Origin of the sequence: Pseudomonas danubii (assembly GCF_042980055.1) — a bacterium.
Classification (GTDB): domain Bacteria; phylum Pseudomonadota; class Gammaproteobacteria; order Pseudomonadales; family Pseudomonadaceae; genus Aquipseudomonas; species Aquipseudomonas danubii.
This window is the reverse complement of the sequence record NZ_CP116502.1, coordinates 1,280,953-1,305,440: the sequence shown is the minus strand read 5'-3', so window position 1 is coordinate 1,305,440 and position 24,488 is coordinate 1,280,953. Positions and strand designations below refer to the sequence as shown.

The 24,488-nt window shown below is 63.6% G+C and carries 27 protein-coding genes; 10 read left to right on the top strand and 17 right to left on the bottom strand.

The window, feature by feature from the left end:
* Positions 1 to 29 precede the first annotated feature (29 nt).
* The 3 genes from PFZ56_RS06195 to PFZ56_RS06185 all read right to left on the bottom strand — a co-directional run bounded on the left by PFZ56_RS06195 (position 30) and on the right by PFZ56_RS06185 (position 3,692).
* The gene (locus PFZ56_RS06195; RefSeq protein WP_110652528.1) at positions 30 to 1,565 is read right to left on the bottom strand and encodes a SulP family inorganic anion transporter; all 1,536 of its coding nucleotides are present in this window, start codon (positions 1,563 to 1,565) and stop codon (positions 30 to 32) included.
* Between the two features lie 91 nt (positions 1,566 to 1,656).
* Positions 1,657 to 2,391: a carbonic anhydrase gene (locus PFZ56_RS06190; RefSeq protein ID WP_102862473.1), complete on the bottom strand. Its 735-nt coding sequence runs from the start codon at positions 2,389 to 2,391 to the stop codon at positions 1,657 to 1,659.
* A gap of 242 nt (positions 2,392 to 2,633) precedes the next feature.
* The gene (locus PFZ56_RS06185) at positions 2,634 to 3,692 is read right to left on the bottom strand and encodes a PA0069 family radical SAM protein (RefSeq protein ID WP_110594127.1); all 1,059 of its coding nucleotides are present in this window, start codon (positions 3,690 to 3,692) and stop codon (positions 2,634 to 2,636) included.
* A 194-nt stretch (positions 3,693 to 3,886) separates the two neighbouring features.
* Between PFZ56_RS06185 and PFZ56_RS06180 the strand changes: the two genes are divergently transcribed.
* On the top strand, positions 3,887 to 4,243 hold the full coding sequence (locus PFZ56_RS06180) for a hypothetical protein (RefSeq protein ID WP_170001358.1): 357 nt from the start codon (positions 3,887 to 3,889) through the stop codon (positions 4,241 to 4,243).
* A gap of 46 nt (positions 4,244 to 4,289) precedes the next feature.
* Here the strand turns inward: PFZ56_RS06180 and PFZ56_RS06175 are convergent, their stop codons facing one another.
* The 5 genes from PFZ56_RS06175 to prlC all read right to left on the bottom strand — a co-directional run bounded on the left by PFZ56_RS06175 (position 4,290) and on the right by prlC (position 10,930).
* Complete coding sequence (locus PFZ56_RS06175) at positions 4,290 to 5,594, bottom strand: cytochrome c (RefSeq protein WP_170001359.1); 1,305 nt, start codon at positions 5,592 to 5,594, stop codon at positions 4,290 to 4,292.
* Positions 5,595 to 5,606: 12 nt separating this feature from the next.
* On the bottom strand, positions 5,607 to 7,391 hold the full coding sequence (locus PFZ56_RS06170) for a GMC family oxidoreductase (protein ID WP_110594130.1): 1,785 nt from the start codon (positions 7,389 to 7,391) through the stop codon (positions 5,607 to 5,609).
* Between the two features lie 2 nt (positions 7,392 to 7,393).
* On the bottom strand, positions 7,394 to 8,146 hold the full coding sequence (locus PFZ56_RS06165) for a gluconate 2-dehydrogenase subunit 3 family protein (protein ID WP_170001360.1): 753 nt from the start codon (positions 8,144 to 8,146) through the stop codon (positions 7,394 to 7,396).
* Positions 8,147 to 8,576: 430 nt separating this feature from the next.
* Positions 8,577 to 8,855: a YheV family putative zinc ribbon protein gene (locus PFZ56_RS06160; protein WP_047290196.1), complete on the bottom strand. Its 279-nt coding sequence runs from the start codon at positions 8,853 to 8,855 to the stop codon at positions 8,577 to 8,579.
* Entirely contained in the window at positions 8,852 to 10,930 is a 2,079-nt protein-coding gene (prlC, locus tag PFZ56_RS06155) for an oligopeptidase A (protein ID WP_170001361.1), read from the bottom strand. Before prlC ends, PFZ56_RS06160 begins: the two co-directional genes overlap by 4 nt.
* 87 nt (positions 10,931 to 11,017) lie before the next feature.
* Here prlC and PFZ56_RS06150 point away from each other — a divergent pair, with 87 nt between their 5' ends.
* On the top strand, positions 11,018 to 11,563 hold the full coding sequence (locus tag PFZ56_RS06150) for a gamma carbonic anhydrase family protein (protein WP_123390219.1): 546 nt from the start codon (positions 11,018 to 11,020) through the stop codon (positions 11,561 to 11,563).
* A gap of 27 nt (positions 11,564 to 11,590) precedes the next feature.
* A complete protein-coding gene (locus tag PFZ56_RS06145; RefSeq protein ID WP_102862466.1) occupies positions 11,591 to 12,241 on the top strand; it encodes an HAD family hydrolase in 651 nt (216 codons plus the stop codon).
* 27 nt (positions 12,242 to 12,268) lie between these two features.
* Here PFZ56_RS06145 and PFZ56_RS06140 read toward each other — a convergent pair whose 3' ends face one another.
* The gene (locus PFZ56_RS06140; protein ID WP_170001362.1) at positions 12,269 to 13,378 is read right to left on the bottom strand and encodes an aminopeptidase; all 1,110 of its coding nucleotides are present in this window, start codon (positions 13,376 to 13,378) and stop codon (positions 12,269 to 12,271) included.
* 270 nt (positions 13,379 to 13,648) lie between these two features.
* Here PFZ56_RS06140 and PFZ56_RS06135 point away from each other — a divergent pair, with 270 nt between their 5' ends.
* Positions 13,649 to 14,068: a hypothetical protein gene (locus PFZ56_RS06135; RefSeq protein WP_170001363.1), complete on the top strand. Its 420-nt coding sequence runs from the start codon at positions 13,649 to 13,651 to the stop codon at positions 14,066 to 14,068.
* A 6-nt stretch (positions 14,069 to 14,074) separates the two neighbouring features.
* On the opposite strand, the gene PFZ56_RS06130 is transcribed toward PFZ56_RS06135, so the two are convergent.
* Positions 14,075 to 14,308, bottom strand: coding sequence for a DUF1161 domain-containing protein (locus tag PFZ56_RS06130; protein WP_102862463.1), 234 nt, complete (start codon positions 14,306 to 14,308; stop codon positions 14,075 to 14,077).
* A 151-nt stretch (positions 14,309 to 14,459) separates the two neighbouring features.
* Positions 14,460 to 14,891 carry an OsmC family protein gene (locus PFZ56_RS06125; RefSeq protein ID WP_102862462.1) on the bottom strand — a complete coding sequence of 144 codons (432 nt, stop codon included), beginning with the start codon at positions 14,889 to 14,891 and terminating at the stop codon, positions 14,460 to 14,462.
* A 240-nt stretch (positions 14,892 to 15,131) separates the two neighbouring features.
* Here PFZ56_RS06125 and PFZ56_RS06120 point away from each other — a divergent pair, with 240 nt between their 5' ends.
* Entirely contained in the window at positions 15,132 to 16,133 is a 1,002-nt protein-coding gene (locus tag PFZ56_RS06120; RefSeq protein ID WP_110594134.1) for an LLM class flavin-dependent oxidoreductase, read from the top strand.
* A 66-nt stretch (positions 16,134 to 16,199) separates the two neighbouring features.
* Here the strand turns inward: PFZ56_RS06120 and PFZ56_RS06115 are convergent, their stop codons facing one another.
* Together PFZ56_RS06115 and PFZ56_RS06110 are read right to left on the bottom strand one after the other, a co-directional pair.
* On the bottom strand, positions 16,200 to 16,424 hold the full coding sequence (locus tag PFZ56_RS06115) for a DUF1161 domain-containing protein (protein ID WP_102862460.1): 225 nt from the start codon (positions 16,422 to 16,424) through the stop codon (positions 16,200 to 16,202).
* A gap of 134 nt (positions 16,425 to 16,558) precedes the next feature.
* Positions 16,559 to 16,774, bottom strand: coding sequence for a dodecin (locus PFZ56_RS06110; protein WP_016965134.1), 216 nt, complete (start codon positions 16,772 to 16,774; stop codon positions 16,559 to 16,561).
* 157 nt (positions 16,775 to 16,931) lie between these two features.
* Between PFZ56_RS06110 and PFZ56_RS06105 the strand changes: the two genes are divergently transcribed.
* A complete protein-coding gene (locus tag PFZ56_RS06105) occupies positions 16,932 to 17,258 on the top strand; it encodes a YqjD family protein (RefSeq protein ID WP_170001364.1) in 327 nt (108 codons plus the stop codon).
* On the opposite strand, the gene PFZ56_RS06100 is transcribed toward PFZ56_RS06105, so the two are convergent.
* The gene (locus tag PFZ56_RS06100) at positions 17,255 to 18,148 is read right to left on the bottom strand and encodes a LysR family transcriptional regulator (RefSeq protein ID WP_170001365.1); all 894 of its coding nucleotides are present in this window, start codon (positions 18,146 to 18,148) and stop codon (positions 17,255 to 17,257) included. The genes PFZ56_RS06105 and PFZ56_RS06100 overlap by 4 nt on opposite strands.
* A 130-nt stretch (positions 18,149 to 18,278) precedes the next feature.
* On the opposite strand from PFZ56_RS06100, the gene trpB reads away from it, so the two are divergent.
* Positions 18,279 to 19,499, top strand: a complete 1,221-nt coding sequence (gene trpB / locus PFZ56_RS06095) for a tryptophan synthase subunit beta (protein ID WP_102862457.1) — start codon at positions 18,279 to 18,281, stop codon at positions 19,497 to 19,499.
* Positions 19,499 to 20,311: a tryptophan synthase subunit alpha gene (gene trpA / locus PFZ56_RS06090; RefSeq protein WP_102881424.1), complete on the top strand. Its 813-nt coding sequence runs from the start codon at positions 19,499 to 19,501 to the stop codon at positions 20,309 to 20,311. The genes trpB and trpA overlap by 1 nt, the downstream gene beginning before the upstream one ends.
* Positions 20,312 to 20,399: 88 nt before the next feature.
* Here the strand turns inward: trpA and PFZ56_RS06085 are convergent, their stop codons facing one another.
* Entirely contained in the window at positions 20,400 to 20,726 is a 327-nt protein-coding gene (locus PFZ56_RS06085; protein WP_019095600.1) for a DOPA 4,5-dioxygenase family protein, read from the bottom strand.
* Between the two features lie 106 nt (positions 20,727 to 20,832).
* Positions 20,833 to 21,831, bottom strand: coding sequence for a LysR family transcriptional regulator (locus PFZ56_RS06080; RefSeq protein WP_102881422.1), 999 nt, complete (start codon positions 21,829 to 21,831; stop codon positions 20,833 to 20,835).
* Positions 21,832 to 22,063: 232 nt separating this feature from the next.
* On the opposite strand from PFZ56_RS06080, the gene ubiA reads away from it, so the two are divergent.
* Positions 22,064 to 22,972: a 4-hydroxybenzoate octaprenyltransferase gene (ubiA, locus tag PFZ56_RS06075; protein ID WP_170001366.1), complete on the top strand. Its 909-nt coding sequence runs from the start codon at positions 22,064 to 22,066 to the stop codon at positions 22,970 to 22,972.
* A 53-nt stretch (positions 22,973 to 23,025) separates the two neighbouring features.
* Complete coding sequence (locus PFZ56_RS06070; protein ID WP_019095597.1) at positions 23,026 to 23,487, top strand: DoxX family protein; 462 nt, start codon at positions 23,026 to 23,028, stop codon at positions 23,485 to 23,487.
* On the opposite strand, the gene PFZ56_RS06065 is transcribed toward PFZ56_RS06070, so the two are convergent.
* Positions 23,453 to 24,403: a choline sulfate utilization transcriptional regulator gene (locus PFZ56_RS06065; RefSeq protein ID WP_102881420.1), complete on the bottom strand. Its 951-nt coding sequence runs from the start codon at positions 24,401 to 24,403 to the stop codon at positions 23,453 to 23,455. The two genes, PFZ56_RS06070 and PFZ56_RS06065, sit on opposite strands and share 35 nt — an antisense overlap.
* Positions 24,404 to 24,488 lie beyond the last annotated feature (85 nt).

Genomic DNA, 24,488 nt, shown 5'->3' with positions numbered 1-24,488 from the left:
CGAAGGGGGCAGCCCATTCCCTGCTGCCATCAACTTCTTGCTGACGCCACTCCAATCCCACCACCACTGCTCAAGCGTCCTTCCAGGCGTCGCTTCAAGCCCCGCGCCTCGATCATCAACCGCGACCCCTTGGCCTGATTGGCCCGAGTCCATTCCTCCAGCAGCTCCAGGCAGGCGTGATCGATGTAACTGAGGTGGTTGAGAGGCACATGCACCGTCGTCGCCGGTGGAATGCTCGCCAGAACCCGAGTCAGGGCCGGCACTTTGAGAAAGGTCGCGGCCCCCATCAGACGCAGCTCCATCTCGCCGGCGGCGGGAAGGTCGATCAGGCTGATCTTCAAGCGCGAGGCCTTGAACGCCAGCTTGGCCAGCGTCAGGGCAAAACCTATCAGCACCCCGGTCAGCAGATCGCTGAAGACAATCGCCAGGGCCGTCACCGCGTAGGTCAACATCGGCATCCGCCCGTAGCGCCCCAGGCCGCGAAACACCTTGAGGTCCACCAGCTTGAAGCCGGTGTAGACCAGCACCCCGGCCAGGCTCGCCACCGGAATGCTCTGCAGCACGCTGGACAGCAGCAACACGAAACCCAGCAGCCACAGACCATGGAAGATCGTCGAGAAACGGGTCTGGGCCCCGGCCTGGACGTTGGCCGAACTGCGCACGATGACCCCGGTCATCGGCAAGGCCCCAAGCAGGCCGCAGAGCATATTGCCCACGCCCTGGGCCGACAGTTCACGGTCGAAGTCCGAACGCACGCCGCTGTGCATGCGATCCACCGCAGCGGCAGACAGCAAGGTCTCGGCGCTGGCAATGAAGGCCACGGCGAAGGCCGCGATCAACAGGTTGGGGTCCGCCAGATTGAGCAGGTCGGCGGGGCGTAGCCAGTCGATGGCCTCACTCAGGTTGGCCGGCACCTCGACCCGCTTCACCTCCAGGGCCAGGACCAGGCTGGCCAGAGTCGCCAGGCCCACACCCAGCAACGCCCCCGGAATGAAGCGCAGCGATTGTGGCCGCCACTTGTCCCACCCCCACATCAGCGCGATGGTCGACAACCCCAGCAAGCCCGCCTGCCAACCCAGGCTCGGCAAGGCCTGGGCCAGCGCCTGAGGGAAACCGACAAGGTTAGCCAGCCCCGAGGCCTGGGGCGCGGCATCGAGCATCACATGCACCTGGGACAGCACGATCAACACACCAATCCCCGCCAGCATGCCGTAGACCACCGCCGGCGCCGTGACCCGGAACCAGCACCCCAGGCGCAGACGCCCGGCCAACAATTGCAGCAGCCCGGCCAACAGCAGGATCGGCCCGAGCATGGCCACACCGTGCTGGCGCACCAGTTCGAACACCAGCACCGCCAACCCGGCAGCCGGACCGCTGACCTGCAAGGGCGAGCCCGCCAGCCAGCCCACCACCAGCCCGCCGATGATCCCGGTGATCAGGCCCTTGGCTGGCGGCAGGCCCGAGGCAATGGCGATCCCCATGCACAGGGGCAGGGCCACCAGAAACACCACCACCGAAGCCAGCAGCTCCCGTGGCAGGACACTTTTCAACTGTGCTGCACGCATGACAGTTCTCCTGACTTTTGTTCAGGCGTGGCAAAGCCGGACCGCCAAACGGCGGCCCTGGCTACAACCACTCAGGTGTATTTAGGCGGGATTAGAAGCGCGCTTTGGGCGTCGCAACGGGGATCGGATGAGTGCCATCGAGCGGCAGGAAACAGCCCTTGTCCGCGTCGTAGGCCTTGATCGAACTGGTCTCGATGTCGTAGACCCAGCCATGGATGAACAATTGGCCGTTGGCCATGCGCGAAGCCACCGAAGGGTGGGTGCGCAGATGCTGCAACTGGGCGATGACGTTCTCCTCGGTCAGCACATGCATGCTGGAGGATTCATCGGCGCAATCGCAGTTCTCGTGGACCATGGTCCGCGCCACTTCGGCGTGCCGCAGCCAGGCCTTGACCGTAGGCATTTTCTCCAGGCTTTGCGGATTGAGCACCGCGCGCATGGCGCCGCAGTCCGAGTGCCCGCAGACGATGATGTGGTGCACCCCAAGGGCCAGCACCGCGTATTCGATCGCCGTGGAAACACCCCCGTTCATCTGCCCATAGGGCGGCACCACGTTGCCCACGTTGCGGGTCACGAACAAGTCGCCGGGAGAGCTCTGGGTAATGAGTTCGGGAACGATGCGCGAATCCGCGCAAGCAATGAACATCGCCCTTGGCCGCTGGGCGGTGGCGAGTTTCTTGAACAGTTCTTCCTGCTGCGGGAAGACTTCATGATGAAAATGCAAAAAGCCGTCAACGATATGCTGCAGCGCTGCATCGGCGGTTTCGGCAACCTCGGTGGGTGCGGGAGCCGACGCAGCCAACGGCTGTTTATCCTTGTCACTCATGATTCAGCCTCTCTGTCGGATTTGGTGAATTTTCCAGAATTATCCGGCACGACGCCAGTAATCGATTAAAAAATAACCGGGGCGCCGACCGCGACCCGTCGGTCACTTGATGGGCAAGGTAGCGCTAAAAACTTAACTCAAACTGAATGGAACGCTCTAGAACGCCACTATGGGCGATGTCAAAAGGTGACCAGCGGACCTCCGTCAGCAACATCCGCTAGGCAACCATAGGCCAATGCTTCTCACAGCAACGACATCTGCCCCCCCGGCGGACAGAAGGCCGAGCAATCAAGATCGAAGCCCGCGCGCCGATCGAGCCCCAGGCGCTTGAGCGCCTTGGCGAAACGCTGGGCCAACAGGTCGGCGAAGGGCCCCTCACCGCGCATGCGGCTGCCGAAACGGCTGTCGTAGAGCTCACCACCCCGGCTCTGGCGGATCAGGCTGAGCACATGGGCGGCCCGCTGCGGGTAATGCGCCGCCAGCCACTCCTCGAACAGCGGCGCCACCTCCAGGGGCAGGCGCAGCATCATGTAGGCCGCACTCTGCGCCCCGGCGGCATGGGCCTCGCTGAGCAGGCTTTCCAGTTCGCTGTCGTTGATCATCGGGATCATCGGCGAACACAGCACCCCCACCGGAACGCCCGCTTCACGCATCACCCGGATCGCCCGCAAACGCGCCTTGGGCGCCGCCGCCCGGGGTTCGAGAATGCGCTTCAACTCATCGTCCAGGGTGGTCAGGCTGATCATCACCGCCACCAGCCGCTGCCGGGCCAGCTCGACCAGCAGGTCCAGGTCCCTCAGGATCAGCGAGCCCTTGGTGACGATGGTCACCGGATGCCGATAGCGCAGCAGCACTTCCAGGGTGCGTCGGGTCAGTTGCTGCTCGCGTTCGATGGGCTGGTAGGGGTCGGTATTGGACCCCAGGTTGATCGGGGCACAGCGATAGCCGGGCTTGGACAGTTGCTGCTCCAGCAGCGCGGCGGTGTTGCTCTTGGCGATCAGCTTGGTTTCAAAATCCAGCCCCGGGGACATATCCCAATAGGCATGGCTGGGCCGCGCGTAGCAATAGATGCAGCCGTGCTCACAGCCGCGATAGGGGTTGATCGAGCGATCGAAGGGCAGGTCAGGCGAGGTGTTGCGGGTAATGATGGATTTCGCCGTTTCAAAACGCACCTCGGTGCCCTGGGTCAGCGGCACTTCCTGGTACCAGCCGTCGTCCTCGGCCACCGAACGATTGGGCGCGAAACGATTGTGCGGATTGCTCGCGGTACCGCGACCACGGGGAGGCAGGGGGGTGAACATGGGAGCGCTCCATTACTGTATGCATACACAGTAATGGAGCCGGATTTATCTGACCAGCACCGCCGGACCGAAACCCACCCCCCGCAAGTGAACGCTCCCCGGCGCGACACAGGCCGCACCTTCGCCGGCAAGCCGGCTCCTACAGGTTTGTGGCGTTGGGGTATAAGGCAGGCTCAAAGAACAGGAGCGCAAACATGCCCAGGACACCTGGCAGGCTGGAAAAGATCTTCTACGCAGCGGATGCCTACCTCCCCAGCTACGAACAAGGCGCCGACCTGATCATCGTCAGGGCGCCCGATGGCCAGCTCTGGGGCCTGGCCTGCGAATTCGAGCTGTGCACCCAGGACATCGAAAAGGCCACAGTGAACGACCAGCAACCTTTCGATGAAGCGGACCCGAAGTTCGCCGCGGTGCGCTGGAGCCCCCACCACGATGGCATCGGCCTGCTCCCCGCCAGCTGGGAAGACCTGATGAACGCCGGATTGGCGGACTGCATCGCCGGCTATCAACTGGAAAGCCGCTTGGGCATCCAGCGCTTCACCCAGGACTGAACAGCCACCACCGGACCGACGCCCGCAGCGGGCGCCGGCCTCGACGCTAGCGACCAGTGAACGGCCCCAAATCATCGTTGGACGTGCTCTGCAGGTCGCCATTGCGCAACGCCGCCACGTCCCCGGCCTCCACCGCCGACGCCTGGTTGCCCCAGCTGCCGCGGATGAAGTTGACCACATCGGCCACCTCCTGGTCCGACAGGCGCCAGGCGAAAGGCGGCATGGTGAAGGTCGACGGCGCGCTGTGGGTGGCCGGCAAGGTGCCGCCCTTGAGCACGATGTGAATCAGCGAGGTGGCATCCGCCGATTGCAGCACCGGATTGCCCGCCAGCGCCGGGAACACCCGGGTGTAGCCCTGGCCGTCGGTGCGATGGCAGGCTGCGCAGTTGTCGATGTACACCGCCGCGCCGGGCTGGCTGTCATCACCTTTCCACAGGGCCTCGGCCACCTGCTGGTCATACGAGTGCGGCTGATCCTTGGGATCATTGGCCGGCAGCGACTTGAGGTAGCGGGCAATAGCCGTCAGGTCGGCCTCGCTCATGTACTGCATGCTGTGCACCACCACATCGCTCATGCCACCGAACACCGCACTGCGATCGCTGCGGCCGGTCTTGAGGAACTGCACCAGCTGCTCTTCGCTCCAGCTGCCCAGGCCATCCTTGTGGTCACCGCGCAGGCTCTTGGCGATCCAGCCCTCAAGCGGCGCACTGCCGGACAGGAAAGCACTGCCGTCGCTGGCGCTCAGGGCCTTCTCCTGCATGGTCAGGGCCCGGGGCGTGTGGCAGGCGCCACAGTGGCCCAGGCCCTCCACCAGATAGGCACCGCGGCTGATCACCGGATCGCTGCCGGTCGCCAGCGCCGGGGTCTCCACGCTCGGGGCGAACATCCAGCGCCAGATCGACAGCGGCCAGCGCATGCTCAGGGGCCAGGGAATGTCGCTGTCCTGGTTGTCCCTGACCACCGGGGCCACGCCTTTCATGAAGTAGGCGTACAGCGCCTGCATGTCGGCGTCGCTGACCCGGGCATAGGACGGGAAGGGCATGGCCGGATACAGGGTGCTGCCGTCCTTGACCACGCCATGGCGCACGGCCTGGTCGAAGTCCTCGAAGCTGTAGTCGCCGATGCCGGTCTTGTCCGGGGTGATGTTGGTGGAATAGATCACCCCGATGGGGGTTTCCATCGGTAGCCCGCCAGCGAAAGGCTGGCCGTCCTTGGCGGTGTGGCAGGCCACGCAGTCACCGGCACGGGCCAGGTACTCGCCCTGCTTCACCAGGGCCTGCTGATCCACTTCGGCGGCGCTGACAGAGGCGCTGCCCAGCAGCGCCAGGGTGGCGATAACGAGTGCTTTCATGGTCATCGCTCCTTATGCCTGCACCAGCGGGCCGGGGTTTTTCAGGTACTGCTCGCGGATCGCCCGGGCCGACCAGTAGGTCAGCGCCGCCACCAGGCCGGTGGGGTTGTAGCCCAGGCCCTGGGGGAAAGCCGAAGCCCCGGGAACGAAGACGTTGTGCACGTCCCAGCTCTGCAAGTAGCGGTTCAGGGCACTGGTCTTGGGGTCGGTGCCCATGATCGCGCCACCGTTCAGGTGCGTGGTCTGGTAGGACGCGGTGTTGAAGTGCTCCCCCACCTGCTTGCCCAGTCGGGCAATGGCCTTGGGATTCATCGCCTCGGCGATCTTGCCCATCTTCTCGACCATGAAACGGTTCATCTTGATGTCGTTTTCCTGCCAGTCGAAGGTCATCCGCAGCAGAGGCAAGCCGTAGGCATCGCGGTACACCGGGTCCAGATCCAGGTAGTTGCTGCGGTAGGACTGATGCGCGCCGTGGGCGTCCATGGATACCTGGTGGGTGTAGTAATCGGCAGTGGCCTTCTTCCAGGCGCTGCCCCAAGTCGGGGTGCCCGGCGGGTTCGAGGTGCCGGCGATCGGCCGGCTCCCGGCCTGGTTGACCCACATCGGCGAGCCGCCGACGAAGCCGTGCGGGCCGTGGTCGAAGTTGTCGGCGTTGAAGTCGTCCACCGCCACGCCGTTGCCGCCGGCGCCGATGAAGTTGTTGGTGTGCACGTCCTTGTCGAAGTAGGCCTTGATGGTGGCCATGTTCTGGTAGGCGAAGTTCCTGCCCACCACGCCTTCGCCGCTGATCGGGTCGTAGGGCTTGCCGATACCCGACAGCAGCATCAGGCGCACGTTGTGCAACTGGAAGGCGCCGAGGATCACCAGGTCCGCCGGCTGCTCGATCTCCCGGCCCTGGCCGTCGACATAGGTGACGCCCGTGGCGCGGGCCTTGCTGCTGTCGAGGTTGACCTTGAGCACGTGGGCGTTGGGGCGCAACTCGAAATTCGGCAGCGGCTTGAGGGCCGGCAGGATGTTCACGTTGGGCGAGGCCTTGGAATACATGTAGCAGACGTAGCCGCTGCAGAAGCCGCAGAAATTGCACGGGCCCATTTGCGCGCCATAAGGGTTGGTGTAAGGCCCTGAGGTATTGGCCGACGGCAGGTTGTAGGGCTTGTAGCCCACTTCATGGGCGGCTTTCTGGAACAGCTGTGCGGAATAGGTGTTTTTCTGCGACTCCAGGGGGAAGTGGTCCGAGCGATCCGGTGCATAAGGGTTGCCGCCCTTGCCGTCGCCCACCAACTGGCCCTTCACGGTCCAGGCCTGGCCCGAGGTGCCGAAGACCTTTTCCGCGAAGTCGAAGAACGGCTCCAGCTCTTCGTAGCTGACGCCGAAGTCCTGGATGGTCATGTCCTTGGGGATGAAATGCTTGCCGTAGCGTTCTTCGTAATGACTGCGCATGCGCAGCTCGATGGGGTCGACGCGAAAGTGCACGCCAGACCAGTGCAGGCCGGCGCCGCCCACGCCGTTGCCCGGCAGGAAGGCGCCGAGTTGCCGGTTGGGCAAGGCCACGTCGTTGACGCTGTGGCGAATGGTCACCGTTTCTTTGGAAATGTCCTGGAAGAGTTTCTTGCGCACGCTGTAGGTGAGCTCGTCGATCACCTGGGGATAACTGCCGTCGGGGTAGGTGTCCTGCATTGGCCCGCGCTCCAGCGCCAGCACGTTGAGCCCGGCTTCGGTCAGCTCCTTGGCCATGATCGCGCCGGTCCAGCCGAAACCGACGATCACCGCGTCGACCTTTTTCATCACTGTTGCCATGCTCAAGCCCTCTGGCCGCGAATCGATACTGCCGGGAAGGGGTATTGCTCGTTGCGTTCCACCCAATCCATGAAATCGGCGCGCGCGCCGGGAAAGCCGATCAGGGTCCAGCCCACCAGGCCTTGGTTGCCACCGTGGATCGGATCGCTGAAGAAGCCTTCCTTGGTGTTTTGCAGCAGCAGATTGAAGAAAAGCTTGGCCGGGAGCGCATCGAACTGCGGGGTTCCGGCTTCCAGCTGCTTGAGCAAAGCGTCTCGGGTAGCGCTGTCTTGCGCAGCAAAAACTTGACCCTTGAGGTCTTTGCACCATGCATCCACAGCGGCAATGCCCAGGCGATAGATGTCTTTGGGCACCAGCTTGCTCTGCCAACCCATCTCCGGTGCGGCGTCGGCCTTGAACGGGCCTTGCATGTACCACAGGGCGCCGGCGGCGTAGGGGGTGTTCATTTGGCGGTCGATGTACTCCGGCACCCCGGCTTCCAGGGCACCTGGCCCCATTTCGTCCGCCGGGATCAGGCGTTCCACCGCCGCCTTGATGAAGGCCCACTCTTCGGCGCTGAAGTAACTGGGCTCATAGTTCTGGCTGCCACTGGGCAGCTTGCTCGGCGCCGCCGGCCTGGCAGCGACGGCCGTCTCGGGCGCGGCCGCCAGCATGGAACTGCCCAGGCCGGTACTGGCGACAGTGACCACAGGGATCAAGGTCAAGGATTTACGCAAAAACTCACGCCGCGGGTTGTCTCGATCTTGATCAGACATGGGTGCACCTCATCAGGCATTGATGGAAAGGTCAGCCGCGTCATGGCGCGACTTTGTGTTTTGGCAACGCAGAAGGCCGGGCAAGACCCGGTTTTTATGAGCACATCAGCAAAATTTGGTTACAAATGGTAGCAGGCTAAGCATTTGGATGAACCGTTTCAGGCGAAAAAAAGATCAGAAGCGGCGGAAAATTACGTATCAGCTTCAGGTTTCTATGACAGTTGGCTCACGGGGCATTGCTGGCCAATGGCGGCTGCAGCACCTGTGTGTTCGCCACCTGTTCGGTGAAAAGCTGGCTCGAAACGGTGGGGGGTCAGGGGGCCGCGTAGGAGCGAGCTGGCTCGCCAAAGCCCACGGGGCGAAGGAAGGATGGCCAATCGTTTCGCCGGCAAGCCGGCTCCTAAGAGGGAGCCGGCTTTGTCTGGCGTGGTCAGTCGGTTTTTTTCTTCAACTTGGGGTTGGGGAAGAACTGCACCGATTGCACCTTGGTGTCGGCCACCTTGGGCGTCGCGCTGTTGACCCGGGTCCCGAGTTCCTTGGGCACCGACAGGCCCTGCTCGTTGAGGGTGTCGGAGTAGCCACAGGCCACGCACTCGCGATGGGGTACGTCGTCCTCACTCCACATCATCAGCTTGTCCTGCTCACTGCACGCCGGGCATACCGCCCCGGCGATAAAGCGTTTCTTGGTCTTCACGGGTGCGTCACTCATGCTGCCGCGTCCTCGCTGAGGCCGCTGTGGCGCAAGAGTGCGTCAATCGACGGCGCCCGTCCGCGGAAATCGACAAACAGCACCATCGGCTCCTGGGAGCCGCCACGGGCCAGGATCGCCTCGCGGAACGCCCGCCCGGTGGCCGGGTTGAGCACGCCGTCTTCCTCGAATTTGGAGAAGGCATCGGCCGACAGCACTTCCGCCCACTTGTAGCTGTAGTAACCCGCGGCATAACCGCCGGCAAAGATGTGGGCGAAGCTGTTGGGGAAGCGGTTGTAGGCCGGCGGACGCATCACCGAGACCTCGTCACGCACGGTTTCCAGCACTTGCAGCACGCTGCGGCCATCGCCGTGGGTGGCATGCAGTTCGAAGTCGAACAGCGAGAATTCCAGCTGGCGCACCATCATCAGCCCGGACTGGAAGTTCTTCGCCGCCAGCATCTTCTGCAGCAGGTCCTGGGGCAGCGGCTCGCCGGTTTCATAGTGACCGGAGATCAGCGCCAGGCCTTCGGGCTCCCAGCACCAGTTCTCCATGAACTGGCTCGGCAGCTCCACCGCGTCCCAGGCCACGCCATTGATCCCGGAGACTCCGGCATGCTCGACCCGGGTCAGCAGGTGGTGCAGGCCATGGCCGAACTCGTGGAACAGGGTGGTGACTTCGTCGTGGGTCAGGAGTGCAGGCTTGCCGCTGTCGGCCGGGGTGAAGTTGCACACCAGGTTGGCCACCGGGCTCTGCAACACACCGTCAACGGTGCGGCGACGGTCGCGGGCACCGTCCATCCAGGCACCGCCACGCTTGTTGGAGCGGGCGTAGAGGTCGAAGAAGAAACGGCCAACGTGCTGACCGTTTTCCTTGATTTCGAACAGGCGCACGTCCGGGTGCCAGCTGTCGAAGCCCTGCTGCTCGGCAATCTCGATGCCGTACAGGCGCTGGACAATGGCGAACAGGCCGCCAAGTACCTTGTCGATGGGGAAGTAGGCGCGCAGGGCTTCCTGGGACACGCTGTAACGCTGCTCGCGCAGCTTCTCGCCATAGAAACCGCTGTCCCAGCTTTGCAGGTCGGGGCAACCCTGTTCGGCGGCATAGGCCCGCAGCTGTTCCAGGTCCTGAGCGGCAAAGGGTTTGCTGCGCTTGGCCAGGTCCCGCAGGAAGCTCAGCACCTGATCGCTGGACTCGGCCATCTTGGTGGCCAGGCTCAGCTCGGAAAAGCTGGCAAAGCCCAGGAGCTTGGCCAGTTCCTGACGCAGGTCGAGGATCTCTTCCATCACCGGGCCGTTGTCGTTCTGACCGGCGTTAGGGCCTTGGTCCGACGCCCGGGTGCAGTAGGCGGCATAGACCTCTTCACGCAGGGCACGGTCCTGGGCGTAGGTCATCACCGCGTAGTAGCTGGGGAATTCCAGGGTGATCAGCCAGCCGTCCAGGCCTTTGGCCTGGGCCGCGGCGGCCATCTGCGCCTTGGCCGAGTCGGTCAGGCCGGCCAGGGCCGCTTCGTCGGTGATGTGCTTGGTCCAGGCCTGGGTGGCGTCCAGCAACTGGTTGGAGAAACGGCTGGCCAGCTCCGAGAGCCGGCTTTGTACCTCTGCGTAGCGCTGTTGCTGCTCGGGCGGCAAGTCGATACCCGACAGGCGGAAGTCCCGCAGGGAGTGTTCGAGGATGGTTTTCTGCGCCACGTCGAAACCGGCGGCTTCGGGGCTCTTGGCCAGGGCGTCGAAGGCCTGGAACAGCTCGCGGTTCTGGCCCATTTCCGTGGAGTAGGCGCTCAAGGCCGGCAGACAGGCCTCGTAGGCTTCACGCAGTTCGGCGCTGTTGCACACCGCGTTGAGGTGGCTGACCGGACTCCAGGCCGCGCTCAGGCGGTCATTGAGCTCGTCCATGGCCAATACCAGACCGGCCCAGGTGGGCTGGGTGGCTTGGGTCTTGAGGATTTCAGCGATAGCGGCGCGGTTGTCAGCCAGGATCTGTTCGATGGCCGGTTGCACATGCTCGGCGCGGATCGCCGAGAACGGCGGCAGGTCGTAGGGCTGCAGAAGAGGGTTGTTCACACTCACGGTGGGCACCTTGGCTGGAAGAAACATGCAGGGAAACGTAGCACCATCTTAATTACAATGAGCAGCCACCGCAGCTATAGCCCCCATTAATAAATCTCAGAGAGGCATTCGCACTTGGCCATTCGCAGCTATCAGAACCACACCCCGAGCCTGGGCGAACGGGCCTTTGTCGACCACTCGGCAGTGGTCATCGGCGACGTCGAGATCGGCGCCGACAGCTCGGTCTGGCCCCTGACGGTGATCCGCGGCGACATGCACCGCATCCGCATCGGCGCGCGCACCAGCGTGCAGGATGCCAGCGTGCTGCACATCACCCACGCCGGCCCCTTCAACCCCGACGGCTTCCCGCTGCTGATCGGCGACGACGTGACCATCGCCCACAAAGTCATGCTCCACGGTTGCCGCATCGGCAGCCGGGTGCTGATCGGCATGGGCAGCATCGTCATGGACGGCGCGGTGGTGGAAGACGACGTGATCGTCGGCGCCGGCAGCCTGGTGCCACCGGGCAAGCACCTGGAAAGCGGCTTTCTCTACGTCGGCAGTCCAGTGAAGCAGGCGCGCCCGCTGACCGACAAGGAGCGCGCCTTCTTCACCTACAGCGCCGCCAACTACGTGAAGCTCAAGGACCTGCACCTGGCCGAAGGCTACGACCGTCCCTGATCTGCTACTGACTGCCGAGGAACTGCCATGCATTACCAAACCGTCCTGTTCGACCTCGACGGCACCCTGACCGATCCCCGCGAAGGCATTACCCGCTCGATCCAGTTCGCCCTGGGCAAGCTGGGGATCGACGAACCGGACCTGACCCGGCTGGAGCACTTCATCGGCCCGCCGCTGTTGCAGGCCTTCATGCAGTTCTATGGTTTCGACGAAGCCCGGGCCTGGGAGGCGGTGAACTTCTATCGCGAACGCTTCAAGGTCACCGGCCTGTATGAGAACCGGGTCTTCGACGGGGTCGCGCCGCTGCTGGAAACCCTCGGCGGGCAAGGGCGCCAGCTGTACATCGCCACCTCCAAGCCCTGGGTGTTCGCCCGGGAAATCGCCCGCCACTTCGACTTCGCCCGGCACTTCAAGGTGATCTACGGCAGCGAACTGGACGGCACCCGCACCGACAAAGTGGAGCTGATCGCCCATTTGCTGGAGCAGGAACAGCTGGACCCGGCCAGCACCCTGATGATCGGCGATCGCAAGCACGACCTGATCGGCGCCAAGCGCAATGGCTTGGATGCGGCGGCGGTGGGGTATGGATTCGGCAGCCGTGAGGAGCTGAGTGCCGAAGCTCCGGCCTATCACTTTGAGACGCTGGCCGAGTTGCATCAGGCGTTTTTGCGGCGTTAGAACCGCTGTTCGCCGGCAAGCCGGCGCCTACAGGTCAGGGGTGGGAGCCGGCTTGGCGGATAAGGCGCTCTGCAGCCTGAGCAAATCAGCCTTGCGCTGCTCGGCCGGCAGGCGCCCCAGTTTCTCCACTGCAAGGAAGAACGCCGGCCAGTCGCCATTGACCTCCTTGAACAGCGCGGCAAACGCCGGCACCCATTGGTCGTACAGACCGAAGGGCAGCAGCCGGGCGTTGTTCAACGGTGCGTTGATCCAGGCGTCATAGCGCTTGGAACCGGCCCACTCGCGGTCCCGCAGCTGCCGATAATCCCGGCGCAGCACCTCGAACTCCTGGGCCTTGCGCTGGCGCATCTGCTCGGCGGACAAGGGTTGGGCATACAACTGCTCCAGGCGTTTGCGAGCATCCAGCAACAGCTGGATGAACTGATCCCGTTGACGGACATCAGCGTTGTCCTGGGGCGGCAACCCTCGATAGGCCCGCCACTGGCGGGTGCCTTCCTGCTCGACGAAAGTGGCGAAGGACTCATTGAACTCGGTGTCGTCCTTCACATAGCAGCGCTGGTGCGCCAGCTCATGGAAGATCAGGGTCGCCAGACGCTCATCGCCCCAATGCATCATCGAGCTGATGATCGGGTCATCGAACCAGCCCAGGGTCGAATAGGCCTCCACCCCGCCGATCGCCACGTCCATGCCTTTTTGCCGCTGCAGCGCCGCCTCGCCCCGGGCGGCGCCCTGGCTGTAGTAGCCGCGGTAGGCCACGCAACCGGCAATGGGGAAGCAATGGGTCTGCGGGCTCAGGGAAAACTCCGGGGTAGCGAACACGTTCCACACCACATAGGGCCGGCCGATGTCGACGTACAGGCGGTAGCTGTTGTTATCCGGCAGGTGCAGATGCTGGCTGGCAAAGGTACGGGCCCGTTGCGACTGGGCCAGATGGGCCCGCAGGGTCGGGTCGCGGGTGGGGTCGGCGACCACCTGGGCCACCGGCGTGCGAGCCCGCAACAGGTGCATCTGGCCGCTGGCCAACTGGCTGTAGTACGCAACGCTGCTGCAACCGTTGAGCAGCAAAAGCGTCAGGGCCGCAAACAAAAAGCGCAAAAGAGGATCAGGTAACCCATGGCTTGAACGCGGCCTATTCAATTGGAATCATCCATAGAGAGTCTGCCCGCAAGACTATCTCGCCAACCTGGAGTTTCGCCATGTGCGTGTTGCTGCCGACGGCCGCACTCTTGTCTTTCGCCGGCGGCGCTGGACTGCCCGAACCGGCCCCGGCGCAAGCCTGGATCGACCTCACGCCGTCCCCAGGACTGCCACCTGCTGGCTGATGAGCAGCACACCCTGCTGGCGGCGGGCTGCCAGCGCAATTGATCGGCGCTATGCTGAGGGCCTTTCGCTTACTCGGCCTCCGTCATGCGCCCACTTCTGTTGATCCTCGCCCTTGCCACCCTCAGTGCCTGCAGCACGCCCCTGCCCAGTGTCGATCCGCAACAGGCCTGGATCGACCTGGCCACGCCGACGCCGGGGGGCAAGCTGGTCATGGCCGAGCGCCTGGACAACCAGCGCCTGCGGGACGGGCGTTTCTTCCAGGTCAGCCCCGGCAGCCACGAGCTGATGGTGCGTTTCGACTTCGAGGTGTTCGGCGGCGGCATGGGCATGACCACCGATCCCCAGGAGCGACTGTGCTACCTGAGCCTGCGCTACGACCATTTTGAAGCCGGCCAGCGCTATCGCCTGGAGGCGCGCAACCTGGCCTTCACTCCCAGCGCCCGGCTGTACAACGCCAGGCGCGAGATCGTCGCCGAGGAGCGCCTGATCAACTGCGTGCCGTGAGCCGGCTCAGCGATCGTTCTTCTGATAGATGATCTTCTTCGTGCCGTTCTCACAGCTGCCGACCACCATGTTGTTGTCGTGGACCTCGTCGTTGGTGACGATTTCCAGCGTGTAGGAGGCAACGCCCTGGGCCTGGATCTTGGCTTCGATCTCGGCCTTGAGTTCCTCGCAGGGCTTGGGGGCGGCGAAGGCCGATGTGGCCAGCGCACAGCAAACAACCGCCAAGGCAAAACGTTTCATGATCTCAAGCTCCCTTGCTACGGTGCGCACGAGCATGCGCTGAAGCCGCAGTCGCGTATTCGACCACAGGTTCTTGTCCGCCGCACAGACGCATTCACCGGCATGCCGGCTCCTACCAACCGAAGCAGGAGCTGGCTTGCCGACGCAACGATCAACCCAACAACGTCGCTTCCAGGCTGATCTTGGCATTGAGCACCTTGGACACCGGACACCCTTCCTTGGCCTTGTTGCTCAGCTCCGTGAACTGCTGCTGGCTGGCGCCGGGGATCTTCGCCTTGAGGATCAGGTGCACCGCCGTGATGGCGAAGCCGCCGTCCACCTGATCCAGGGTCACTTCGGCCTGGGTATCGATGCTGTCAGCCTTGAGCCCGGCATCACCGAGAATCATCGAAAACGCCATGGAGAAGCAGCCCGCATGGGCCGCACCGATCAACTCTTCCGGATTGGTGCCCTTGCCACCTTCAAAACGTGCCTTGAAGCCATAGGGCGCCTCACGCAACACCCCGGTTTCGGTCGAGATCGAGCCGATGCCGGTTTTCAGATCACCTTCCCAATGAGCCGAAGCCTTCTTTTTGATACTCATCTCTTTCTCCTCAAGAACCGGGTGCGAAGGGTCGCACCGCGCTTGTTTCTGTTGCCTAAGGGTTCTGAGGATAGATCCGGCGGCAAAGTTCAGCCGGTGTGCGCGACGTCTATTTACCCGACAAATTCACTCTGACTATTGAAACTCGGGTATATGCCCACATTGCATGAGTCTGACTTACAAATTTCGGCAGGTTTTGGCTCATGACAAAGGCCTGCACCCCTATGGAGAAGCAGGCCTATGAAACCGCTGTCCGCTGTTAAATTCTCGACCCTCGACCTGGTGCCCGTGCGTGAAGACGGCAGCCCGGCGCAATCCCTGCGCAATTCCCTGGACCTGGCCCAGCACGTGGAAAAGTTCGGCTACACCCGCTTCTGGGTCGCCGAACACCACAACATGGATGGCATCGCCAGTTCCGCTACTTCGGTGTTGCTGGGTTATCTGGCCGGTGGGACATCGAGCATTCGCGTCGGCTCCGGCGGGGTCATGCTGCCCAACCACGCACCGCTGGTGATCGCCGAACAGTTCGGCACCCTGGAAAGCCTGTACCCGGGACGCATTGACCTGGGCCTGGGCCGCGCCCCGGGTTCCGACCAGATGACCGCCCGCGCCCTGCGCCGGGAACGCTCCGGCAGCGCCGACGATTTCCCCGAGGACGTGGCGGAACTGATGGCCTACCTCGGCCCACGAACTCCGGAGCAACGGGTGATCGCAGTACCGGGCACCGGCACCAACGTGCCGGTGTGGCTGCTGGGCTCCAGCCTGTTCAGTGCGCAACTGGCCGGAGAGCGGGGTTTGCCTTACGCCTTCGCCTCGCATTTCGCACCGCGCTATATGCATGAGGCGATTCGCGTCTATCGCAATCACTTCAAGCCTTCCGCGGTGCTCGACAAACCTTACGTGATGCTGGGCGTGCCTCTGGTAGCCGCGGATACCGATGAACACGCGGATTACCTGGCCACCTCGGTGTACCAGCGGATTCTCGCCCTGATGCGCGGCCAGAGCCTGGTCCAGCGCAAGCCGGTCAACAGCATGGACGGCCTGTGGCTGCCCCATGAGAAGGAGGCGGTGTCGAGTTTCCTGGGGTTGGCGATGATCGGCAGCCCGGCGAAGATCCGCGCCAAGCTGGAGGTGCTGATCGAGCAGACCGGCGCCGACGAGCTGATCTTTACCTGCGACCTGTACGAACACGCCGATCGCCTGCACTCCTATGAGTTGCTGGCCCAGGTGATGCAGGGCTAAGGCTGCTTTCGGGCACAAAAAAGCCGACGCTGATGCGTCGGCTTTTCAATGGGCTTCTACAAAGGCTCAACCGCGCTTGTAGACAATCTCCTTGGTGCCGGCTTCGCAGGAGCCAACCACTTTGCCGTCAGCCGCCGCGCCTTTGTCGACCACTTCCAGCGAATAGTGGGTGGCGCCTTTGGCATCGATCTTCGCGGCGATCTCGCTTTTCAGCTCTTCGCACGGCTTGCCGGCGGCAAGGGCAGTTCCCGCAAGACTCAACAAAGCAGCAGCTAATACTAGTTTTTTCATCGGTCACATTCCCTGGTCGGATCAAAAGAGGCGGCGTTGCAGCCAGCCTGACAGAGGCTCAAGACAGTTGTAGCGCTGTGCCACTTCCTATGGCACTCGGCCAGCGCACAAGTTCCAGAGCCTAGCCCAAGCTTTCAACTATTGGCAATCCGGAAGCCTACCTTGAGGGTGACCTGGAAATGCGCCGCTTTACCGTCCTTGATATGACCCCGGGTTTCGGTCACTTCGAACCACTCCAGGTGCTTGATGCTCTTGTGCGCCTCGGCCAGCGCGTTGTTGATTGCCTCTTCGATGCTGTTCGGCGACGAACCCACCAGTTCGACTTTCTTGTAGGTGTGATGATCGGTCATGGCGCTCTCCTTTTTTGCTGTGAAATACAGCCTAGCAGTGATTTTTCTTATTACTTGGGGCGCCATTGCTCACGGCTAGTTCAGATTTTCTGCACTTTCTGAACAGGCCGCAGTCGGAACCTACAGAGTCCGTTCACTACCTCTCAGGAGAGCCGACATGGCCAACACCTCGTTACGCAAAGCCTCACTGGAAAGTATGGAAGCCGAGATCGAAAGCCTGCTCAAATCCCTGGAAAGCCTCAAGGACGATGCGACTGACGAATCGCGCAAAACCCTCAAGGCCCTCAAGAGCAACGCCGAGAATGCGCTCAAGCATTCCCGCAGCCTGATCAGCGATGCCTACGAAGAAGTCAAAGTGAAAACCCGCGAAACCGGGATCGCCACCCGCGAATACGCCCAGGAACACCCGTGGGCGACCGCTGGCGTGGCGGTCGGCACCATTGGTCTGCTGGCCGCCTACCTGCTGTGCAAGCGCGGTAACTAAAGCGTCTGGCGCAGTTCGTTTTTCAACCACTGCGCCAATTGCCGGGCGCGCCCATCGGCGGCGCGCTTGGGTAACCACAGCGCCAGTTGCCCCGGGGTGTCGGAAAACCCCCACGGGGCAACCAGCCTGCCCGCCAGCAAGTCCTCGGCCACCAGCGGCTCTGGAGCGATTGCCACGCCCAGCCCGGCCACGGCCGCTTCCAGCAAGTAATACAAATGCTCGAAACCCTGCCCGTACTTCAGCGCCTCGGCGCTGATGCCGTTGTGCCGTGCCCAACTGGGCCAGGCCTGGGGACGCGAGGTGGTGTGCAGCAGCGACTCCGCCGCCAGGGCCGCCGCTGGCGCTTCGCGCAAGTGCGAGTAACCGGCATAGCGCGGGCTGAGCACCGGCCCGATTCGCTCGCTGGCCAGCTCATAGACCTGCATGTCCGCCGGCCAGGGGGGCTCGGCAAACACCAGCAAGGCATCCAGCCCCGGGCGCCGGGGGTCCAGATCGCCTTCACCAGCGGAAAGGTGCAGGCGCAGGTCCGGCAAGTCGGCATTCAGGCGCCCCAGGCGCGGAATCAGCCAACGCGCCAGCAGGCTGCCGGAGCAGCCGAGCACGAAGGGCGCATCGGCACTGCCCCGGGTCAGTTCGCCACAGACGTCCCGCAGACGCTCGAAGGCCTCGCTGCTGGCATCGCGCAGGCGAACCCCGGCATCTGTGAGTTTAATGCCACGGCCATCCTTGACGAAAAGACTCAGGCCCAGGTGTTCTTCCAGCACCTTCAACTGCCGGCTGACCGCACCGTGAGTCACGTGCAGTTGTTCGGCAGCCTGGCTGACGCTGTTAAGCCGGGCAGTGGCTTCGAAGGCCCGCAGGGCGTTCAGGGGGGGCAGGTCGCGGCTCATGGGATAGGTGAGTTTTCCTGACAGGTTGCGGCGATCTTATCGGTTTTCAGGCTCCAGTGTCAGGGGTAGAGTGGGCTCCATTGTCCTTCCACGAATCTGTCATTCCACACACTTCCCCGGGAGCGCTCCAATGACCCAGTCCCAATTGCGTAATGGTCCTGACGACAACGGCCTGTTTGGCGCGTTCGGCGGCCGTTATGTGGCAGAAACTCTGATGCCGCTGATCCTCGACCTGGCCCGTGAATACGAAAAGGCCAAGGAAGATCCCGAGTTTCTCAAGGAGCTGGCCTACTTCCAGCGCGACTACGTCGGCCGTCCAAGCCCGCTGTACTTCGCCGAACGCCTGACCGAACACTGCGGCGGCGCCAAGATCTACCTCAAGCGCGAAGAGCTGAACCACACCGGCGCGCACAAGATCAACAACTGCATCGGCCAGATCCTCCTGGCCCGGCGCATGGGCAAGAAACGCATCATCGCCGAGACCGGCGCCGGCATGCACGGCGTGGCCACCGCCACCGTGGCCGCGCGTTTTGGCCTGGATTGCGTGATCTACATGGGCACCACCGACATCGAACGCCAACAGGCCAACGTGTTCCGCATGAAGCTGCTGGGCGCCGAAGTGATCCCGGTCGTCGCCGGCACCGGCACCCTGAAAGATGCGATGAACGAAGCCCTGCGTGACTGGGTAACCAACGTCGACAGCACCTTCTACCTGATCGGCACCGTGGCCGGCCCGCACCCGTACCCGGCCATGGTCCGCGACTTCCAGGCCGTGATCGGCAAGGAAACCCGCGAGCAGATGCAAGCCCAGGAAGGCCGCCTGCCGGACAGCCTGGTGGCGTGCATCGGCGGCGGCTCCAACGCCATGGGCCTGTTCCACCCGTTCCTCGACGACAAAAGCGTGCAGATCATTGGCGTTGAAGCCGCCGGCTACGGCATCGAGACCGGCAAGCACGCCGCCAGCCTGAACGGCGGCGTACCGGGCGTGCTGCACGGCAACCGCACCTTCCTGCTGCAGGACGACGACGGCCAGATCATCGACGCCCACTCGATTTCCGCCGGCCTCGACTACCCCGGCATCGGCCCGGAACACGCCTGGTTGCACGACATCGGCCGCGTCGAATACACCTCGGTGACCGACGACGAAGCCCTGGCCGCGTTCCACCAGTGCTGCCGCCTGGAAGGCATCATCCCGGCCCTGGAAAGCGCCCACGCCCTGGCCGAAGTCTTCAAGCGCGCGCCGACCCTGCCCAAGGATCACCTGATGGTGGTCAACCTCTCGGGCCGCGGCGACAAAGACATGCAAACCGTCATGCACCACATGCAACAGTCCCAGCAGGAGAAACACTGATGAGCCGCCTGCACACCCGCTTTGCCAAGCTCAAGGAACAGAACCGCGCCGCCCTGGTGACCTTCGTCACTGCCGGCGACCCGAACTACGACACTTCCCTGGCGATCCTCAAGGGCCTGCCCGCAGCGGGTGCCGACGTGATCGAACTGGGCATGCCCTTCACCGATCCGATGGCCGACGGCCCGGCGATCCAGCTGGCCAACATCCGGGCCCTGGGGGCCAAGCAAAACCTGGCGAAAACCCTGCAGATGGTCCGCGAGTTCCGCGAAGGCAACAATGAAACGCCGCTGGTGCTGATGGGCTACTACAACCCGATCCACCATTACGGCGTGGCACGCTTCATCGCTGATGCCAAGGCCTCCGGGGTGGACGGGCTGATCGTGGTGGACATGCCGCCGGAACATAACAGCGAGCTGTGCGACCCGGCCCAGGCCGCCGGCATCGACTTCATCCGCCTGACCACCCCAACCACCGACGACGCGCGGCTGCCCAAGGTGCTCGACGGCAGTTCCGGCTTTGTCTACTACGTTTCGGTAGCCGGGGTGACCGGTGCCGGCGCCGCCACCCTGGAACATGTGGAAGAGGCCGTGACCCGCCTGCGTCGCCACACCGACCTGCCCATCAGCATCGGTTTCGGCATCCGCACACCGGAGCAGGCCGCCGCCATCGCCCGTCTGGCAGACGGCGTGGTCGTGGGCTCGGCACTGATCGACCACATCGCCAACGCCGAGTCTTCCGAGCAAGCGGTGGATGGCGTCCTGAGCCTGTGCGCAGCCCTTTCCGAAGGGGTACGCAAGGCTCGGGTCAGCTGAAGGTTAAGACCAGACCGCAAGATCAGGGGGGCGCAACCAAAGGTTGCGCCCCCTTTTTGCATGGTGTGCACAAGCAACCACCGGCTCCTTAGAACCCCGTCAGATCCAGCGGCCGCATGGCCCCCATCCAGATCGCATGATCGGTGTGATCGAGCAAGTCGTCCCCGGTATCGGGGTGCAGGAACACCACCAGCCCCCGGCGATTGAGAGCCAGCCACGGCACTACCTGGGCAAACACCTCAGGGGCGAACGCCAACTGGCAACTCCAGTCTGGATGGGGCCCCACCGGCCGCTCGTGGACCCGACCCATTTTCAGGTCAAACAGCTGCGCGGCCTGCTCACACAAGGCCCGGGCCAGGTCGATGGTACTGGCGTCGAAGTAGACGTGGGCGTGATAGCCCTTGATCCGTTGCATGCAAACCCTCGCGATAAAAGACCAAGCCTCAAGGCTCGTCACAGAGGCTGAGCACCCTCTGTGGAAAAAAACACCGGCCCCATGAAAACACCGAAAGCCGAGCAGCTCAAAGCGGTTGCGCCAGCGCGCCTGCCACCTCCAGCAACTGCTGGCGCAACCAGAGATGGGCCGGGTCTGCCGTGTTGCGTCCATGCCAGATCGCCAACAGCGACGACGCTTCAACCGCCAGTGGCAGCGCCCGCTGACACAGGCCAAAGCGCTGTTCGAAAGCCCGGGCCAGTGGCCCCGGCACAATCGCCACCAGCCGCGACTGTTCCAGCAACTGCGGCAGCACCAGGGCATGGGGCAGGGTGACCTTGTATTGGGGACTGCGGCCAATCGCCGCCAGCGCCTGCTCCAGGCGCTGGCGATCGAACATCTCCGACTGCCGGGCAATACCGCGCTCAAGAATGTAGCCGTTGACCGCGCCTTCCTCCTGCCCGCCTACCGACAGTGTGATCAATGGCTGGTCCGCCAGGGCCTCAAGGGTCAACTCGGGCAGGTCGAGCAAGGGATGCTCGGGACACATCAGCAACACATCCTGCTGCTGCCAGAGACGGGCGCTGTGCACTCGCTGCGGCAGCTCGGCAAACACCCCCACGGCCAGGTCGATGCGCCCGACGTCGATCTGCTCGGCCAGATCCAGGCGGGTCGCCGGGCGCACCACCAGGTCCACCCCCGGAGCCTCCTGGGCCAGGCGCCGCAACAGCGGTGCCAGCAGCACCGAACTCAGATAGTCATTGGCGGCAAGGGTGAAGGTCCGCGTTGCGCTGGCGGGGTCGAACGCCTCCACGCCCACCGTGCGCTGAATGGTCAGCAGTGCTTCGCGCAGCGGGCCGGCAATTGCTTCGGCACGGGCCGACGGCTGCATGCCCTTGGCGGTGCGAATAAACAACTCGTCCTGCAGGGACTCACGCAACCGGGTCAAGGCATGGCTGACCGCCGACTGGCTCAGATGCAGGCGCTTGCTGGCCAGCAGGATGCTGCGGTCCTCATAGACGGCATCGAAAACCCGCAGCAGGTTGAGGTCGATACGCGGGACGCGGGGCACTTCATCACGGAGCATATTGCATATCCTGCAGGAGGCTATTGCGGATTGTTCCCTTGCCCCAAGGGGCGGGCGCGGGCAACTTTAGCGCATCCGACAAGCGAGCAGATGGCACTGAAAATCAAACCGTGCGATCACGGCCACGGCTTGCCCGAAGTTCAGTGAAAGCAACTGACCTGAGTGTTTTTCGACCCCTTGAAACCTCGTCCTCAGTTGCGATCAAGACCGTGCTCAAGTTCAGGGAACGAAGATGCCCGCAAGCCCCGACCTCAATGACATTCGCGCCCACGATTGGGTCGCCACCCGGCTGCCCCGCTCCTGGCAGGCCTACGCCCGCCTGATGCGCCTGGACCGGCCCATCGGCACCTGGCTGACCCTGCTGCCGGCCCTGGCCGCGTTGATACTCTGCGCCGGACGTATTCCGCAGCTCGGCACGGTGCTGGTGTTCGCCCTCGGCGCCCTGCTGATGCGCAGTGCCGGCTGCTGCATCAATGACATCCTCGACCGACGCTTCGACGCCCAGGTCAACCGCACCCGCCAGCGGCCCCTGGCCAAGGGCTCACTGAGCCTGAATCAGGCCCTGGCTTGCCTGGTCGTACTCTTGCTGCTGGCGGCCGCATTACTGCCCTTGCTGCAACCACTGACGGTGCTGCTGGCCCTGGGCTGCGTGCCGCTGACCCTGATCTACCCGCTGTTCAAACGCTTCACCCACTGGCCCCAGGCGTTTCTCGGCGCGGTGTTCAACTGGGGCGTGCTCATGGCCAGTGTGGAAACCACCGGCAGCCTGCAAGCCAGTGCGCTGGCGCTGTGGCTGGGCTGCCTGTTCTGGCAGTTGGGCTACGACACGCTCTATGCCTACAGCGACCGTGAGGACGACCTGAAAATGGGCCTGCGCTCCACCGCGACGCTGTTCGCCGAACGGGGCAAGACCTGGATCGCCGGGTTCTACGCCATGACCGTGCTGTGCTGGTGCGGCGGGGGGCTGCTGGCCGGTGCCAACCCGGGCTTTTTCATCGTGCTGCTGCCGATCGCCTTGTCCCTGGCCTACCAGCTCAACCTGTTCAGTCCGGACCACCCGGAGCCCTGCAACGACCTGTTTCGCAGCAACTTCCACGTCGGCGTGCTGCTCCTGGCCGGCGCCTCGGTGGCCATCGTTTAACCGCTGAACACTCAGCAATCGGCAACATTCCCAACCACACAAGGACTTGTCATATGCCTGCCCGCTCAATCGCATCACCACTCTCGGCACCGGAACAATGGGCCGCCCTGTTCCTGCGCCTGGCCCTGGGCGCCATGTACATCGCCCATGCGCTGTTCAAAGTCCTGGTCCTGGGTTGGCCGGGCACCCTCAAGCTGTTCGGCGCCACCGGCATGCCCGAGTGGATGACCTACCCGGCGGTGTGCGCCGAGCTGGTGGGGGGCTTGTTGCTGATACTCGGAGTCGGCGTGCGCTGGATCGCCCTGGGGCTGCTGCCGATGCTGCTGGGGGCGATTGTCTTCGTCCACGGCGCCCACGGCTGGATCTACACCAGCCCGGGCGGCGGCTGGGAATACCTGGCCTTCCTGGCGGTGGTGTCGGTGTCGCTGGTGTGCCTGGGCAACGGCGCACTGTCCCTGTTGAGCCTGTTCAAGGCGCCGCCTACAAGGCAATGGACGGCAACGACAGCCCCTTGAGGGATTGAGCGCTGCCGGCTTGCTCGGCCATCAGCCAGTCGACGAAGCGCTGGATCAATGGGCCACGGCGCTTGCGTGGCGGCAGCACCACGTAATAGCCGTAGCCGGACAGCGCACTCTGGGCGATCGGCCGGCACAACAGCCCCTGCGCCAGCAAATCGTCCACCAGATGACGCCAGCCGATGGCCACGCCCTGACCGCCGATGGCCGCCTGGATCAGCAGGGTGTAGTTGTCGAAACGCAATTGCCCGGGAGGCGGGGCGCCAGCCAGGCCCAGTTCGCGGAACACCCCGCTCCAGTCGAACCAGTGGCTGGCGTTTTCACCCCGCAGGTGCAGCAGCGGCATCTCCAGCAGGGCATGGGCGGGCAGGGGAGCCAGACGCTCCTTGAGCAGCAGCGGGCTGCACACCGGAAACACTTCCTCGCTGAACAGCCAGCGACTTTCGCCGTGCTTGAAACGCCCGTCGCCGAACAGCACCGCCACGTCGATATCGCTGCGCAGCATGCTGTGGCTGCGTTCACTGGTCACCAGGCTGACGTCCACCTGGGGATTGGCCTCATGAAAACGATGCAGGCGCGGCATCAGCCAGTAGGCGGCGAAGGCGAAGTCCGTGGCCACCTGCAACACCTCGTGCTGATGCTGCTGGCTCAGAGCACTGAGGCCGGCATCGATGCTCTGCAAGCCAATCTGCACCTGTTCCAGTAACAAGGCGCCGGATTCGGTCAGTTCGATACCGCGGTAGATCCGGTCGAACAGGCGCACGTTCAACCGCTCCTCCAACCGTTTGATCTGCTGGCTGATGGCCGGCTGGGTGGTCCCCAGTTCCACCGCCGCGGCGGTGAAGCTGCGCAAACGGGCCGCTGCTTCAAACACCCGGAGCAGGTCCAGGGACAGGTCGCCAAGGGCTTCATACATAAGCTGTGCTTATCCTAGTCATTGCCGTGCATGGGCTTTACCGCCAAAGACATGGAATCCATGCTCGATCGCAGCACTTTCGCAT